12 protein-coding genes are annotated in these 15,486 nt (G+C 43.9%); 9 read left to right on the top strand and 3 right to left on the bottom strand.

Annotated features, from left to right (window positions below):
* Positions 1 to 82: 82 nt before the first annotated feature.
* Both J3P43_RS09115 and J3P43_RS09110 read left to right on the top strand, forming a co-directional pair.
* Complete coding sequence (locus J3P43_RS09115) at positions 83 to 961, top strand: alpha/beta hydrolase (protein WP_255901371.1); 879 nt, start codon at positions 83 to 85, stop codon at positions 959 to 961.
* A 116-nt stretch (positions 962 to 1,077) separates the two neighbouring features.
* The gene (locus J3P43_RS09110; RefSeq protein ID WP_255901370.1) at positions 1,078 to 1,833 is read left to right on the top strand and encodes a hypothetical protein; all 756 of its coding nucleotides are present in this window, start codon (positions 1,078 to 1,080) and stop codon (positions 1,831 to 1,833) included.
* A 123-nt stretch (positions 1,834 to 1,956) separates the two neighbouring features.
* Here the strand turns inward: J3P43_RS09110 and J3P43_RS09105 are convergent, their stop codons facing one another.
* Positions 1,957 to 2,226, bottom strand: coding sequence for a hypothetical protein (locus tag J3P43_RS09105; RefSeq protein ID WP_255901368.1), 270 nt, complete (start codon positions 2,224 to 2,226; stop codon positions 1,957 to 1,959).
* A 718-nt stretch (positions 2,227 to 2,944) separates the two neighbouring features.
* Between J3P43_RS09105 and J3P43_RS09100 the strand changes: the two genes are divergently transcribed.
* From J3P43_RS09100 to J3P43_RS09090, 3 genes are all read left to right on the top strand, one after another.
* A complete protein-coding gene (locus J3P43_RS09100; protein ID WP_255901367.1) occupies positions 2,945 to 3,349 on the top strand; it encodes a transcriptional regulator in 405 nt (134 codons plus the stop codon).
* Positions 3,350 to 3,377: 28 nt separating this feature from the next.
* A complete protein-coding gene (locus J3P43_RS09095) occupies positions 3,378 to 3,623 on the top strand; it encodes a hypothetical protein (protein ID WP_255901366.1) in 246 nt (81 codons plus the stop codon).
* 217 nt (positions 3,624 to 3,840) lie between these two features.
* Complete coding sequence (locus J3P43_RS09090; RefSeq protein WP_255901365.1) at positions 3,841 to 5,121, top strand: PAS domain-containing protein; 1,281 nt, start codon at positions 3,841 to 3,843, stop codon at positions 5,119 to 5,121.
* Between the two features lie 397 nt (positions 5,122 to 5,518).
* On the opposite strand, the gene J3P43_RS09085 is transcribed toward J3P43_RS09090, so the two are convergent.
* Positions 5,519 to 9,583, bottom strand: a complete 4,065-nt coding sequence (locus tag J3P43_RS09085) for an FG-GAP-like repeat-containing protein (protein ID WP_255901363.1) — start codon at positions 9,581 to 9,583, stop codon at positions 5,519 to 5,521.
* A 411-nt stretch (positions 9,584 to 9,994) separates the two neighbouring features.
* Between J3P43_RS09085 and J3P43_RS09080 the strand changes: the two genes are divergently transcribed.
* Both J3P43_RS09080 and J3P43_RS09075 read left to right on the top strand, forming a co-directional pair.
* Positions 9,995 to 10,900 carry an EamA family transporter gene (locus J3P43_RS09080; protein WP_255901362.1) on the top strand — a complete coding sequence of 302 codons (906 nt, stop codon included), beginning with the start codon at positions 9,995 to 9,997 and terminating at the stop codon, positions 10,898 to 10,900.
* 609 nt (positions 10,901 to 11,509) lie between these two features.
* Positions 11,510 to 12,157 carry an LURP-one-related family protein gene (locus tag J3P43_RS09075; RefSeq protein ID WP_255901361.1) on the top strand — a complete coding sequence of 216 codons (648 nt, stop codon included), beginning with the start codon at positions 11,510 to 11,512 and terminating at the stop codon, positions 12,155 to 12,157.
* A 601-nt stretch (positions 12,158 to 12,758) separates the two neighbouring features.
* Here J3P43_RS09075 and J3P43_RS09070 read toward each other — a convergent pair.
* Entirely contained in the window at positions 12,759 to 13,055 is a 297-nt protein-coding gene (locus tag J3P43_RS09070) for a GIY-YIG nuclease family protein (protein WP_255901359.1), read from the bottom strand.
* Between the two features lie 375 nt (positions 13,056 to 13,430).
* On the opposite strand from J3P43_RS09070, the gene J3P43_RS09065 reads away from it, so the two are divergent.
* Both J3P43_RS09065 and J3P43_RS09060 read left to right on the top strand, forming a co-directional pair.
* A complete protein-coding gene (locus J3P43_RS09065) occupies positions 13,431 to 14,507 on the top strand; it encodes a calcium:cation antiporter (RefSeq protein WP_255901358.1) in 1,077 nt (358 codons plus the stop codon).
* 101 nt (positions 14,508 to 14,608) lie between these two features.
* Positions 14,609 to 15,463, top strand: a complete 855-nt coding sequence (locus tag J3P43_RS09060; RefSeq protein WP_255901356.1) for a hypothetical protein — start codon at positions 14,609 to 14,611, stop codon at positions 15,461 to 15,463.
* Positions 15,464 to 15,486 lie beyond the last annotated feature (23 nt).

Genomic DNA, 15,486 nt, shown 5'->3' with positions numbered 1-15,486 from the left:
ACCATGATCCGTCCAATACTATCGTTGTCTTTTTTTTTAACATATCACTCATTTGTCCTCTTCATTTCTTCATCTTTGATTGATGAAACTGAACTTGCCTCAGCTCTTAATAGCTTTGTTTGTTGTACTTGCCTCACATTCCAGCTTTGGCCAGTTGCTTCCGCCTGCAAATTACCGGCTGACAAAGGATCTGATCTACAAAGAAGTGGGAAACTGGACCTGGAAAATGGATCTCTATGTACCGAAAGAAGGAGCTGGAGACCGGCCCCTGCTGATCTTTATTCACGGTGGGGGATGGGTTCATGGTAAAAAGGAGCAGGAGCGCGACTTCGGCATGTTCTTCGAAAAAAACTTTGTGATTGCGAATATTGAGTACCGGGTTGCCAATCAGGCTGTGGCACCAGCAGCAATTGAGGACAGCCGCTGTGCACTTCATTATTTGGTTCGGGAAGCAGGCAAACTAAGAATCGACCGGAAAAAGATAGTACTTATGGGTATCTCGGCCGGCGCCCACCTTGCTTTGATGACCGCATTCACTTCGCATGACCCGGTTTTTGCCCGCGATTGTGCAGCTGCAAAAAAAAGGAAGTTTAGGATCGCTGCGGTGATCGACTGGTCCGGGCCATCAGATCTTAACCAATGGGACGTCATACGGAAACCCGGAAAAGCATCCCGGGACTGGTTGGGAGGGAGGGAGAACGATACCTCGTTTGTAAACTTCTTATCTCCGGTCTCTTATATCCGTGCCAAGTCCCCGCCTGTGCTGATCGCTCATGGGGAAAAAGACCGTACTGTGCCCTTTGAGCAGTCCTCCATCTTATATAGTGCCTTAAAAAATGCCGGAGTATTTGCTGAACTCCATGCGCTTAAAAATGCCGGCCATTCTTTTTCGAGAGAGGACAGGGACAATTTAAAAGTACGGATCTTTGATTTCCTGGGGAAACTGAAGGTTATTAGGTAAGGGAAGGATAAAAACCAATTGTATGACTGCTGTCCTGGTTACAAGGCTTAGGACTTGCGAAAAAAAAGTTCACCGAAAGTCTTTTTTTTGGTACGTTTAACAATCAAAACCATATCATGAAACCTAAATTTTTATTTCTCTTCATTTGTCTTTATCCTTCCTTGTTGTTCTGTCAAAATATTACCAGACCGGCAATTGGTTACTCTGAAGATCATAACACGACTATTAAAAAAGTAGAAGTTACTGCATCTAATACGGTGGTAACCTTTGTACATACTTTAAGAGCGAAAGGCGCATGGGTACAATTGAATAAAAGCATGTACCTGCAGGATTCGCACGGAGAAGACCGATTTAATTACGTCCGGTCGGAAGGAATACCATTGAGGCCCGAAAAATTCACAGCCGATAAAGATTTTGAGGAAGTGGAATTTAAAGTATATTTTGAAAAGTTGAAACCAGGCATCAAAGAAATCAATATAATAGAACGTGCCCGCTCTTTTACCGAACAGAGTAGCAGTAATATAAGCTATATTAATTTCTTTAACGTAAATCTGTATAAGTCTGCACCAGATATTAAGAAGGTGGAAACTAGTGTAATTTTAACACCCCCACCACCATTTGGTGACACAAATACAGATTCTTTAATATTTAATAATCCTATGCCTGATTTTGGGGCAATGATGGGATCTATGTACAGCAATCTGCTGGATCTTCAAATAAAAACATACAGCAATCCGGAAACACTGGATAAGCTTGCTCAAATTACCAGGAACTACTATAATGCGTTGGTTAAAGCTGGCTTCAGTCAGGATTCCGCTTTGAAGATCATAACCTCTAAACCGCTTATTTCCACAGATTTCGGAAAGCAATAAAATCAAATGTAGAGTTTCCTTGTCAGGGACATTAAAAGAAAGCCCTTGTGCCTATCATAGAGAGGATTATTGTTAAAGAGAAGTTGAGGGGTTTGAGCCGTTAATAGTGGCCTAGCGACACTATTAACTGTTGCTTTGCAAATACTCTCTCAGTGTGCTTTCAATCTTTCCGCAACCCACCAAAAATGGCTTATCCTGAATGCTGATATTAAACTGCTGGCCATCTACCGTATAGGTTCCGGATACTTTGCCGAGTGGTGTGGAAATAGCAAAGCTGCCTGTGGATTGATCGCCATTGAAGGTTCCACCGGCCTGGGCGATTGCAGATTTTGCTTTTTGTACGAGCGTGTCTGCCGTTCCCGGAAATTCAATTGAAAAATTACATTTAGACATAAGTAAATCCGTTTTTAATCACAACGCCGGAACTGGAAAATAGTTCGGTTGAAAGTCCGGGCAGTCTAGCGCAAGCGGAATACGTCCTGAAACAACCATCTATAGACTTGGTGTTTTAACGCTGAACTTTCTGCGGCCCTGGTTCGTGTCCCCAGGAAGCAGGTTATCAAATTTTTTGGTTCGTGGAGACACGAACCAAGGCTAAGATGAGGAGCCTAATTGCTGTGGTTGTGAATGCGTCATGCTTCAAGCGCTAATTTAGCCATTCGTGGCGAGAAATGCGATGCTAATCAACCTGACGCCAGCATATCGCTTTAAGATTGCCGATCGGGTCGGTAACCACGATCGCCGTGGGAAGACTATTGTGTTTAAACCATGATCCGTCCAATACTACGATTCGTCATTCCTGCGCAGGCAGGAATCGTAATGCTTTGCTAAGTCAACCTGGCGCCAGCATATCGCTTTAAGATTGCCGATCGGGTCGGCAATGACGATCGCCATGAGAGTACGATTGTGTGTTTAAACCATAATCCGTCCGATACTACGATCCGTCATTCCTGCGCAGACAGGAATCGTAATGCGTTGCTAAATCAACCTATCTAGTGAACAGCTTCCTAAACGATCGATCGCTTCCTTTTAATTGGTTCGTGGGGACACGAAGGCAAAGGATAAAACCTCTCAAATCGGGCATATTTGGATTTATGCTTACCTTTGCATTGTGCAAAAATTTCCAATATATAACTATTCGAGGTATTCGGACCTTCCGTTGGATGAGTTCGATAGTAAGAACTTTGCAATATATGTCGTTAATAAAGATTGGACTTATTTGTTTGCTAACCAGTATGTGTTTGACGTCCACAACCTTGAAAGGAATGATATAATAGGAAATAACATCTGGGAAACACTGAATGAAAAAATGCAGATTGATTCCCAGTTTAGAACATTCATCCAAAATGTAAAAAAAGGAATTCCTTCTCATGTGGTTACAGTATCAGCTATAAGTAACAAGAGAGTTTCGGTGGTTGGCTACGCTTTATTGGATGCCTATTATTTTGCAGTTACCATATTGCCTGACAAGGATGAACTTCTGAATGAGCTAAGAAGAGAAATAAAGAATTCTTAAAATTTGCCTTCCATATTTAACAGACCGTATGTTTGAATTAACAGAAGATCAAGCCGCAGAACTCGAAAGATTGCAAGCAGTGGTAACATTGAAGCGAGCTAAATTATTAGAGTTGGAAAAGGCTATAAAAGTTGGAAAAGGCTATAAAAGAGGTTTTGAAATAGATCAGGAGCTTTCCATCAAACTTGAAGAGGCAGAACTGGAATTAAAAGAGGCATCATATGCATTCAATAACTTTACAGGCTCTTTACCTCTTTCAAGGAAATCCGGATAGCAAGTGGTTTATCAGGTTATTACTGTTGCCGTGTTTCGTGTCCTAACGAAACAGGTGAGGGCTTTTATTGGGATAAAAAACAGATCTCTTTTGTTTGGCTACGAAAATTACATGCCTCTAAGTACACTTCTCTGTAAGAACACTTTGTAATGTCATACAGACATTCTTATTTATAGGTAACGAACTTTTTAGCAACTCGTATACATGATACATGATCATGAAAACGAGACCTTTAACACTCTTCCGGATCCCATTTATCTATCTTGCAACAGGTTTAATCTGGATCATAGCGGGTAACGAGCTTCTTCAATTTTTAACATCCGATCTGTCTGTAGAAGCTCAGGAAACTTATCGAACTTATAAAGGCACGATGTATGTGTTGATCACGACCGTAGTGCTTTTTCTGCTACTTAGGCAACAACAAGAGAAGCTTGTAGTATCCGAAAATCAATATCGCAGCTTATTTGCAAATAATCCTAACCCCATGTACATCTTTAGTATGAAAACCATGGGAATTGTAAAAGCAAACAATGCCGCTGTAGCCAAGTACGGTTATACTATGAAAGAGTTTCGTAGAATGACGGCTTATGACATACGACCTGCAGGAGCAAAAGAAAAGCTTGATATTGCAGTGAGTGAATACGAAGGTAAACACAAGTGTTCGGGCAGATGGATTCATAGAAAGAAATCGGGTGAAGAGTTTACGGTTTCTATTATTTCGCATAAAGTGCGTTTCAATAGAGAAGAATGTATCATGGTGTTAGCCATAGATATCACCGAGGTGGTTGAAAATGAAAAGAAGATTCAGGAGGCTTACCTGATCGAGAAAGAATTGAATCAGGCACTTGAACATAATAATACCGTCTTAGAGGCTGCATATAGGGAGAACTTTAAGTTAGGAGAAGTGCTGCGTAGGATTAACAATATGGTTATTGTTATGGATAAAGATGCGAGTGTTTCCTGGGTGAACGATGCTTTTTTAGATTTTAGCGGATATACCTTTCAGGAAGTTAAAGGCAAAAAGGCAGGCGACTTACTTAGCGGTCCCAACTCCGATATATCCACTATAAAAAAGTTGATTCGCTCTATGGAAAGTGGCAAGGCATTCAGAGGAGAACTGTTGAACTACACGAAGGACAAGAAGGAGTACTGGGTAGAGATAAGTGTATCCCCTCTTTTTGATGAAAATGGTGAACTTGAAGGGATGATCTCGGTAGGAAGCGTAATTACAGACAGGAAAGAGAAGGAGGGAAGAATTAGTACGCAAAATCAAGCCTTAAGAGAGATTGCATGGATAAGTTCTCATCGTTTTAGACGTCCTGTTGCTTCTATTCTTTCATTAACCGAAATGCTTAATGATGACATTGAGAATTCCGAAAGGCTTGAATACTTAAAGCTATTGAAATCCTCGTCTGTGGAGCTGGATGAAGTTTCTAAGGAGATAGCTGCTAAAATCAATCAGGTCGAAACAGATTGCATGAAACAGCCAATATTTTAGGGTATTTAAGACACTCTGACTTGCCATGCCCTGGTTCGCGTCGCCCCGAAACAGACACGTATTTTATTGGTTCGTGGGGTCATAACCAAGGGATAGTGGGGTAGCGACACCATTAACTATTGCTCTGCAAATACTCTCTCAGTGTGCCATTGCCCTGGTTCGTGTCCCCAGGAAACAGGAGATCAAACTTTTTGGTCTCGTGGAGACACGAACCAAGGCTTAGGAAGCAGTGGTAATATGGAAGTATGCCTTTCTGGTTTAGGTCTTCCGACAGGGATATAGAGGGGGGCGTCTTATATTTTTGCTTAATCAAAGGAAAAGGGCCGCACATAAGTACGGCCCTGCAAATGGTTATAACCATTTCTTTAAAAAGAATTGGATTACAAAGGGGAGAGTTCTAGTTTACCTTTATCCCTTTAACGTTTAATACTTTGGCATTTGTAGCCAGGCGGAAGAGGTAATTACCAGCCGGTAAATTTAAACCAGAAACGCTGAAGCTATAAACTTTTCCTGCCTCCACGGTGCCTCGGTATAAGGTTTTAACTTTTATCCCTAATGAGTTATAGATATCGAGAGCCACATTTTGATTCGGTTCCCCTATGTTAAAATCTACTGTGGTCTTATCTGAAAAAGGATTTGGGTATATCTCTAAGGAACTCGTTTTTGCGGCTGGTATCACTAAATCCGGTCCGCCTTGTGCGCTGAACATAACCTTATTGCTCTTTTGCAGTAAGCAGGCACCTAACGATCCGCCTTTCTTCAATTGGGCAGGAACTGCATGCTTATTAACCGTTTTTTGCTTCCCGTCTATACAAAGCGCTATTTGATCCGGGTTTTTGCTTGTGCTTGCCGCCAGAACAGTAAGGCTAACTGTTGTAGTTGCTGTGCAACCGTTTTCATTGGTAACCGCCACAGTAAAGGTATATATCCCCGCCAAAGCAGGAGTGAACACTGGGTTATTAACGGTTGTACTGCTAAGCACTGTTTGATCAGGGTTTTCCGAACCAGCGGTCCATAAATAATTATTCACACCACCGTTAGCGGTTGAAGCCGTGAGTATTAAACTTTGAGCTCCATAACCTAAGGCAATGGTAGTGCTGTCTAGTCCGGTGAAGGTGTTATCGGTTCTGCTTACTGCGATTGATGGAACAGGTAGAGCTTCAACCGAAACCACTGTTACAGCGGATGTGTCGCTCTGGCCACTGCTGTTTGTTACCGACAGGGTATACGCCCCGGATTGATATACAAGGAGCGTTTTCGATGTTGATCCAGGTATTGCACTACCATTCAAGTACCATTGATATGAGTAAGCTGAATCTGCACTTAACGTCACACTTTCGGATGCGCAGAATTTAACCGGTCCGCTTGGCGTAATGCGAGCTACGGGAGGGAGACTATATTGAGGGTTATTTCTAAGAATAGAAATTGTATTGCTTGCCAGATTAGCAGCTACTAAATCAGGCTTTCCATCACCGTCGATATCGCCGATTGCCATGGAAAGAGGCTGACGGTCTCCTTGAAAATTCACCCTGGGGGCAAATGATATATATCTAGTGGCAGTATCTTTCTGAAGCACAGAAATCGTGTTAAAACCTCCGGATGTAGCCAAATCTGGTTTGCCATCTCCGTTTATATCGCCAATGGCAATTCCGCGGCCCGCGGCAGGAAAGGTTGAGTTAGAGAATACAATATTACCCGTACTGCTAAAATTCTTTAGCACCGACACAAATGTGCTTACACTTGACACAACCAGGTCAGGCTTGCCATCACCGTCTATATCACCAGGCATGACCGTAAAATTGCCTGCTGAGGTTACATGATCTATTTTCGGCTGAAAGGCGATACTGTCGACACGGGAATTATTCCTTAATACTGAAACGGAGTTCACGCTATTGGCTGTGACAATATCTGGCTTTCCGTCTCCATCAAGATCGGCAACAGCTACAGAGCGTGGCCCCAACCCGGTTGGAAGGTCTGTTCTCGGTGCGAAGTATATATGTCCTGGCGTTCCAACATTAGGAAGGATAGAGACCGTGTGATTATTTTGGTTAGCCGTAACAAGGTCTTGCTTTCCGTCTTTGTTAATATCGCTAATAGTAACGAATGCAGTTCCGGGGCCGGTATGAAAGTTTACGGCCGGAGCGAACGATATATTTCCCGGTCCGCCTGTGTTCCGGAAAACTGCAACCATCCCCGGACTTCCATAATTTGCTATGGCTACATCCTGCTTTCCGTCGCCATCAAGGTCTCCTATTGCTACCGATCTGGAATTTCCACCTGTTGCAAATTCTCGCCTGGCTGAAAACGCGATGTTGCCCGGAGTGCTGCTATTTAATAAAACTGAAAACGAACCTTGCTGACTAGGAGTAACAAGGTCTGGTCTGCCATCTCCGTCGATGTCGCCTATTGTTACCGCGTAGGGGCCAATTCCGGCATCAAAATTCAGGGCATAATCCATATCTGAAGTGGTGATACTGTCTTTAGCCGGGCTAAAAGTTGGCAGGAAGTAATCTCTGCTGGAGCCAATGAAGCCAGGCCCAGCGTTAATAACCGTAACGGGGGCATAGGTTGTTCCTGCCGGAACTCTTACTGTCAGGCTTGTTGAACTGGCATTAATAACTTGAGCCTTGGTGGCGCCGAAGAATACGATATTGCTATCGGTCTTTGAACTGAAATTCGTACCGCTTATTACTACATTCGTCCCAACGGAAGCACTCATTGGAGAAAAAGAATTGATGACAGGATGGTACAACACAACCGGCACGTTTACTCTCACGGTTATGATTGCCTTAGGGCTTTGACACCTCCCGGGAACAGACTGAGTGACGTAATAATATGTAACTCCCGGCACCGAGCTGTTTGGTGTGGGAGCCGTTACTGAACCCACTCTTGCGGTGTCGGAAGTATACCACAGCAAATTGGAACCTATAGCCTGCAAAGGCGTGGTTGATGCATTCAAGTCATAATTTATAACCGGCGTAACGATAGGGTTTGGAGATGATGGTGTAACAGTTACGGTGATGCTGGCCTTTGGACTCTCGCACCCGTTTTCGTTCGTTTGAGACACATAGTAGGTCATCGTTCCAGCCACTGCGGTGCTTGGAACGGGTGCTTCCGGAAGAGGCGCGAATCCTGGTCCAGGCTGAGTATACCATAATAAATTCGTACCTGTAGCTGTTAACCTGGGTGCTCCTGCGCCCTGGCAATAGGTTCTTGAACTACTTACAAGAGGTGCTGAAGGGGGATTGCCAACGGTAACTGTAATCTTTGCTCTCTTACTTTCGAGGTTCATAAATACAATCTCGGAAACGTAGTAATCGGTAGTACCGGTTTGAGAGGTTGATGGCACCGGAGCCTGGTAAGACCAAGATCCGAATTCCGGCGAAGTATACCATCGAAGAGTACCCGGAATTGCGCTTTTAATGGCTGTAAGGGGCGATGCGGGTTTGTCTTTGCAAAGTTTCACATCCTGAACACCCGGTGGAGGAGGTTCTACAAATACGAGCACCTGACGGACATTTCCGCCGGCAGAATTTGAGGCATATAAGGTAACGCTGTATATCCCCGGAACGGGGAACTTTACCTGAGGATTACGGCTGTATGGATCGCCCGAAACGTAAATTTGCCCGTTATTCACTGTAGGCCGGTGAAGTACGTTCCAGAACCAGTTAGTAGGATTACCTGTAGATTGATCCAAAAAGCTTACGGTTTGATTCGGCTGAATAAATATAGAATCTGCTGTACTGCCGTTTGCGGTGAACCTGGAAATGGGTCCTGCATTCTGGACATTAACCGTGGAGCCGTAGGTTGAACTACCAGCGGCACCTGTAGCAGTTAACGAAATTCCGTAACCACCACCCTCTGGGAAAGAAACGGCCATATCTTTTGAATTTAAGCTTCCGGATACGATAGACCAGCCGGAGGGCCCACTGACATTCCACTGCCAGGATGTTGGATTATTCAGCGATAAATCTTTGAAAACAACAGTTTGCCCCTTGCTAATATTGATATAATCCATTTGGCCGTTCATCGAAAACATAGCGGAGGGGGCATCCGGAATAACTATCTTAACAGTTTTTTCATGCCAGGCAGGGGCGCAGTGATAGCCCGGTCCCCCCTTGGCATCTACCAGAAGGGTTAACATATAGGTGCCGGGTGCGTTAAAGGTTATTGTCGGCTCGTATACTGTAGGGTCGCTGATTGAATATGCGGTAGTAGGATAATTGGGGGATACTGACCATGTATAAAAGAATTCACCACATAAATTAACAGTTTTATCTATCATTTGGTAGGGGGTACCCTTTGCGAGCGTGTATTTGTCGCCGATAGGTGCAGCTCCATTGATCTCAAAATTTGCATTCAGCTTTTCATCAAGACCAAATTGTCCTTTTGATGCGGATACACTAAGCAAACAAATAATCAGAGCAAAGATTCGAGGAAATAATCGAATGAGGCGTGTCATAATTCAGAATAATTGTGATAAGTTTCAGAGGTAAACCTCTGAATATGATTGAAATGTTACAATACCTGCTATTGGGTATTTTCCCTCCCGAACGGTTAGCGTTTCGAAGGACTCTATGAATTACCAAATAAAAGAAAGTCTCGAACCACTTCAAATATACCGTAATCGCAGCATCTACACTGTCTGTAGAGTTCTGAAGGGCCGCAGATTACCAAATAGAGAAGAGTCTCTGACTCGTAACGTTAAACAGTCTCGTCGCCGCCCTCGTTGGAGCGTGCCCTGTAAACAACATCACACCCCTGGGAATCACTGATAGCATCTAATTCTTTAATCATCTGCTTAGGCTTGGAGCATTATTTATACTTATTTTCGCGGCCTATGGTCAATACCGGCAATTTAAGCTTAAGGCACATGTTTGTGGCTCTTCTTATTGTACTGATTTGGGGGACAAATTTCATCGCTATTTTTGTGGCATTGAAATCTTACCCTCCATTCCTCTTGTCTGCTATACGGTTCGGACTTTCGGCTTTGCCCTGGGTGTTTATACTGCCTAAACCTAAGGCTCCCTTCAGATTTGTTTTAGGTTATGGTATATTCAACTTCGCTCTGCAATTCGGATTCCTCTTCAGCGGAATTCATTTGGGTTTGTCGCCGGGATTAGCTTCGCTTCTTCTCCAGGTTTCAGTCTTCTTTTCGATGGGGCTGGCCTTTTTGTTCTTCAAGGAAAAACCAAGCTTTCTGAAAGTTGTTGGCTCATTGATCTCCTTTGTTGGAATTGGCATTGTTGCCGCCCACATTGACGGGCAGGCTACGCTCATCGGCCTGGTGCTTACCTTGCTGGCTGCGTTTGCCTGGTCGGCCGGGAATATGTTCACCAAAAAAGTGAATGCCCAATCTCCATTAGCATTGGTGGTCTGGGGAAATCTGATTGCCTTTCCAATTATGGTAGTGGCTTCCATGACCATGGAAGGGCCCGCTTTAATGGAGCACTCGTTGCAAAATACCTCCTGGGCAACAGTTGCGGCAGTTTTTTATATCGTCTATATCTCAACCCATATTGGCTACGGAGCCTGGGGTTTCCTTTTGAAGTCGTATTCCGCATCAGCTGTAGTCCCGTTCACCCTGTTGATTCCGGTGATAGGTTTTTTAAGTTCAGCTATATTTCTGGGCGAAGACTTACTATGGTGGAAAATACTTGCCTCTTTGTTTATCATGGGCGGACTTGTTTTTGGCTTGCTCGAGGGGGAGGTGCGCCGGCTTTTTAAGATCTCAACTAGTAAAAAAAAGGAGAAGTATTTACCTGTTGATGGTGGATAGGTATAAATAAGTTCCAGGAGCTGCTGAAAGAGAAAGCGGGAGCTCCCGGAATATGCCTTTGGCTGGGTTCACAGAACCTGGGATAGGGCACAATTCGAAGAGCAAAGGATTTCGTTCTCATCGGTTCGGTACCTATAACAGCGCTCAGCACCACTCACCCGTCATATCGAACAGGCCCTGAGCCAGGCCTATGCGGTGAGATATCTCCGCGGCACAAAGACGAATTCTTGCCCTAAACGGCCGGGTACCTCAGCCTATTCCTTTCTTAACAGCAGCACGCCGTTGCCCGACTGGACTTCATATTTCATTCCGCTTTTTCTATAGCGCATGTTATTAATCAGCAGACGAATATCATATCCCTTTGCCTTGGTTCGTGTCCTCACGAACCAACTGACAGTCGATTCGCGCTCATCAAGTTCGTATTATGAAGATATATAACCATTTCCTTTTTTAAGGATTTACAAGGAGCTTTAATTGGTTCGTGGGGACACGAACCAAGGCGTAGGCTAATTAACAACCTGTTATCTTAGCAGTCTAAACGGATATGAGGTACAAGCTCGCACTAGCTGAAGGAAAACTTTATATATTAGCTGATCATAAAACAAAACCATGAACCAGGATTACCCCACCTTAGACAGTAGCGTTACCGAGACCCAGGAAAAGAGAGCCTTTGATTTTCCGATCACTTTCGAGTTTAAAATAGGAACATTTGCCAATGATTTTGTGGCCCGGGATGCTTCGGGAAGAACAATTGCTTATGTGCGACAGAAAATGTTCAAATTTAAAGAGGCTATCGTGATTTATCCCAATGAAGATAAAAGCGAACCTCTGTACAAAATTAACGCGGATCGGGTGATTGATTTTAACGCTAAATACACTTTTTCTGACAGGCGCGACCAGGAGATTGGAAGTGTGGGCCGGAAAGGCATGAAATCGCTCTGGAAAGCTAATTATGATGTTTTTGATCATCACAAAAACCTGGAATTTAATATTCGTGAAGAAAACCCATGGACTAAAGTAGCCGATTCATTGCTGGGAGAGATTCCGCTGCTGGGTTTGTTTACAGGATATATGTTCCACCCGAAATATGTGGTTACAAATGCACAGGGAATACCTGTTGCCCGCCTTTCTAAAGAAGCCTCGTTCTTTGGTAGAAAGTTTACACTCGATAAGCTTTCCGATATAAAGCAGAACGAGAGTGCACGAATCTTGCTTGCCTTAATGATGATGGTGCTGTTAGAGCGTAGGAGAGGGTAAGATTAAGGTTGGGCGTACCTATAAGAACCCTCAATACCTCTCCACCCGTCATATCGAACGGCCTGGAGCCAGGCTTGTGCGGTGAGATATCTCCGCGGCGCGAAGACGAAATGATACACCCAATTCTCTATGTCCGCAGAACTCCGGCTTCTTTTCCATACCGCGGAGACCTCTCACTGCCTGCCCGCACGTCCCTGGCTGGCGTTCGAGGTGACGGAGAGGGTGGAAGGTTCGTTTTCATTGGTTCTGTCTCCTATGAAAAGCCGCAGTCACATAATTCCCGTCATATCGAACGGCTCTGAGCCAGGCTTGTGTGGTGAGATATCTCCGCGGCACGAAGACGAAATTACACACCCAATTCTCTATGCCCACAGAACTCCGGCTTCGTTTCCATACCGCGGAGACCTCTCACTGCCTGCCCGCACGTCCCTGGCTGGCGTTCGAGGTGACGGAGAGGGTGGAAGGTTCGTTTTCATTGGTTCTGTCTCCTATGAAAAGCCGCAGTCACATAATTCCCGTCATATCGAACGGCTCTGAGCCAGGCTTGTGTGGTGACATATCTCCGCGGCGCGAAGACGAAACCTCGACAATATTGCTAAACTCAATCCTTTAAACTGTTGGTTAGGTCCGACCATTCCGGATTCAAACTATTAATCAATGCTTCTTTCTTCTCTCTCCTCCACTTTTTTATCTCTTTCTCTCTACCAATGGCCGCCTCTATTCTTGAAAAGAATTCATAGTATACGCAATACTCAACGTTGTATCTGGCAGTAAAGCCAGCAGGATACTGATGTTCTTTATGTTGTTCAATCCTGCTTAGTAAATCGAAAGTAACGCCGATATAAAGCGTTGTTCTGTGTTTGTTGGTCATGATATAGACGCAGCCGCCTCTTTCCATATGGTAATAGATGTGGGAGCATAATTACTGCAATTTAGATTAAGATACAACACACGAGGGATCTGTATAAGTCGGTATCTATAACAGCCTCAGCACCACCCAACAGTCATATCGAACAGGCCCTGAGCAGGATTGGGTGGTGAAGTGCAGCAGGCAATAATGTTATAGACGGCAAAAGGACGTATTATATCTGGAAGGGTGGAAGCCAGGATGAACCGTTTTTTAATCAGGTTACCACCAACTGGCAGAGCGTTGCAAGCGCAATGATTTCGAAAGAGTAAATAATAGAGTCACTAAGGCAGGGCCCTCTGCGAAAGAGCCTGCTGGAGCAAAAAACAGTTTGTTCCAACCGGTTGAAGGTATTATCTTACGAAAATGAGATTATTACTTCAGTGGACAATTGTTATTCCGGTACTGGCCTGGATTCTGTTTTTCTCCGGACTTATTTATGACAGCAGCATATTTCAGATTATAGCGAGTATACTGCTTATTTGCAGTGTGATGTCGGCGGTACATCATTCAGAGATAATAGCAGAACGGGTAGGCGAGCCTTTTGGAACCATTATCCTGGCGATTGCAATAACGGTTATCGAGGTTTCCATTATTATATCGCTGATGATGTCGGAAGGTCAGCAAGCGGCATCATTGGCCCGAGATACGGTGTATTCTGCAACCATGCTTATCCTTAACGGGATAATCGGGCTTTCGCTGCTGATTGGAGGAATTAAGCATTACGAACAGAATTTTTCTGCTTCTTCTGTAACGATAGCACTTGTTTCCTTAGTTTCGATTGTGGTGTTTACACTGGTGTTTCCAACATTTACCGAGAGCGTAAAGGGGTCCTACTATTCTACGCCCCAGCTTATTTTTGCCTCCATTGCCTGCCTGGTTATTTATTCTTCATTTCTATTTGCCCAAACCAGCAGATACCGGCAATATTTTCTCACCATCGGGCCCGATGAAAATGAGGAAGCAGCCGAACCAATAGTGGTCACTAACAGGCTGTTTATTACAAGCCTTATTTTTCTTTTGGTTAGTCTGGGTATTGTAGTGTTATTGGCTAAAACACTGTCTCCAACCATCGAAAGTATTATCACCGGATACAGCTTGCCCGAAACACTGGTGGGTGTTGTAATTGCGGTGATTATTTTGTTACCTGAGGCAACGGCTGCTATTATTGCTGCAAGGAAAAACAGGCTTCAAACGAGTATTAATTTATCGCTTGGCTCTGCCCTGGCGAGTATAGGGCTCACCATTCCGAGTGTTGCGGTTGTTTGTATTATGATGGATATGCCTATTATTTTAGGATTAGATATCAAGTCTATTGTTCTTTTGGGCCTTTCAGTATTTACCGTTATGCTGTCGTTAAGCAGGGGTAAGTCGAATGTGGTTTACGGAGTGGTGCTTCTGGTGAATTTGTTCGCTTTTGTTTTTCTAATGATTTACCCTTAAGGAGCGAAGATTCAGCTTCGTCGATTTGCCCGCAATGCATTTTACAGTGAACCACCAAAATCAGATAATCATTCTTATATTTAGGATATAATTATATCAAAATGACCTTATCTAAAAACATCTGCCTGTTAGCCATTGGCTTTAGCATTATCAGTGCTCAACCAAGTATTGCACAAAAGGAAATTCTGTTCCAGGTTAAATTCAAACCCAATAAGACGTACGTTACCGATATGGTCAACAACATCCGGATGGAGATGGATTTTGATGTTGATCCGGCGAAAAAAAAGGAGATGGAAGGGACTGGTATGAAACTGCCGATGCAGATGAATATGCTGCAGGATATGCGACTTTCTACAAAGACAGGCGCTATGCAGGCTGATAAGCGTATTCCAATGACGATGACGTACGACAAAGTAGGTATTACCATGACTATGAACGGAAACGAGATGAAGCAGCCCGACAAGTTTGCTGGTATGACGATAAAGGCTTATGCTACCGAGGGGGGCAAGGTAAGTATAGACACCATTGAAGGTAATACCGATGAAGCTACAAAAGCGGGAATACAGAAAATGGTCTCTGATGTGCTTAAAGCTGTTGAGTTTCCGAACAAAGCTCTGAAGATTGGCGATACTTTTACCCAGGAAGTACCGATGGAAATGCCGGTTAGCGGAACTATTTTAAACATGCTGGTAAATGCAACCTATACACTGAAAGAAATTAAGGGGACGCAAGCCTTGTTTGATTATACCCAGACTGTTGACATGAATATGAAAATGGAGAAGGGAAACTCATCAGCTAAGGGGTCTGGCAAGGGGACCATGGTCTACGATATGCCGGCAAATTATATTACAGACACTACCGGTGATATGAGCATGAATATGAGTATGAATATGGGAGAGATGGTTATGAAAATGAACCTGACAGCGAAAACCTCCGTCAAAGCGAAAGTTTTGTAAGGCGTATCTGCCGCGACCTTGCA

This window comes from Paradesertivirga mongoliensis, assembly GCF_024436395.1.
GTDB classification, from domain to species: Bacteria; Bacteroidota; Bacteroidia; order Sphingobacteriales; family Sphingobacteriaceae; genus Paradesertivirga; species Paradesertivirga mongoliensis.
This window is presented reverse-complemented; position numbering and strand designations above follow the sequence as displayed.

What these genes read in the sequence shown, in the direction of transcription:
- J3P43_RS09115 (WP_255901371.1), top strand. Translation starts at nt 83, where the DNA reads ATGAAACTGAACTTGCCTCAGCTCTTAATAGCTTTGTTTGTTGTACTT.
- J3P43_RS09110 (WP_255901370.1), top strand. Translation starts at nt 1,078, where the DNA reads ATGAAACCTAAATTTTTATTTCTCTTCATTTGTCTTTATCCTTCCTTG.
- J3P43_RS09105 (WP_255901368.1), bottom strand. Translation starts at nt 2,226, where the DNA reads ATGTCTAAATGTAATTTTTCAATTGAATTTCCGGGAACGGCAGACACG.
- J3P43_RS09095 (WP_255901366.1), top strand. Translation starts at nt 3,378, where the DNA reads ATGTTTGAATTAACAGAAGATCAAGCCGCAGAACTCGAAAGATTGCAA.
- J3P43_RS09090 (WP_255901365.1), top strand. Translation starts at nt 3,841, where the DNA reads ATGAAAACGAGACCTTTAACACTCTTCCGGATCCCATTTATCTATCTT.
- J3P43_RS09085 (WP_255901363.1), bottom strand. Translation starts at nt 9,583, where the DNA reads ATGACACGCCTCATTCGATTATTTCCTCGAATCTTTGCTCTGATTATT.
- J3P43_RS09080 (WP_255901362.1), top strand. Translation starts at nt 9,995, where the DNA reads ATGTTTGTGGCTCTTCTTATTGTACTGATTTGGGGGACAAATTTCATC.
- J3P43_RS09075 (WP_255901361.1), top strand. Translation starts at nt 11,510, where the DNA reads ATGAACCAGGATTACCCCACCTTAGACAGTAGCGTTACCGAGACCCAG.
- J3P43_RS09070 (WP_255901359.1), bottom strand. Translation starts at nt 13,055, where the DNA reads ATGGAAAGAGGCGGCTGCGTCTATATCATGACCAACAAACACAGAACA.
- J3P43_RS09065 (WP_255901358.1), top strand. Translation starts at nt 13,431, where the DNA reads ATGAGATTATTACTTCAGTGGACAATTGTTATTCCGGTACTGGCCTGG.
- J3P43_RS09060 (WP_255901356.1), top strand. Translation starts at nt 14,609, where the DNA reads ATGACCTTATCTAAAAACATCTGCCTGTTAGCCATTGGCTTTAGCATT.